We start from the raw sequence: 409 nt of genomic DNA on the forward strand, positions 1-409 counted from the left end.
TTCTTTTACTAATTTCTTATTTAACATGTATTCTTCTGCTACATAAAAATCAGCCTTCACATTCTTTAAGTCAGCTCTACTCGCATACAGTATATATCCTACTTTTATATTTGGATTTGCACGTTTAAACTCTTTAATAAGCGGATAGTGTAGCGTTTGAATGACACATTGTTTCTCAAATTCATTATCTTTAATCACTTTTAATACTTTGTTTACGAAATCTTTTTCGCCACCATGAAGCTTCACTTCAATATTAAGTTTGATTTTGTCCTTTGACAGCTTAATGATCTCATCAAGTGTACTGATTTGTCCTGAAAACCCCTCTTGACTAAGGGTAAGCTGTCTTAACTCCTCCATCGTTAAATCTGACACGTGAACATTAGCATTCGCAAGACGTTTTAGCTTCAAA

General features: G+C 33.3%; 1 protein-coding gene. It reads right to left on the reverse strand.

The annotated features are described in order from the left end of the window. Positions 1-409: glycerophosphodiester phosphodiesterase family protein (locus SB775_RS27565; protein ID WP_410864321.1), on the reverse strand; the 409-nt coding region annotated here is incomplete at both ends.

The organism is Peribacillus sp. SIMBA_075, assembly GCF_046534585.1.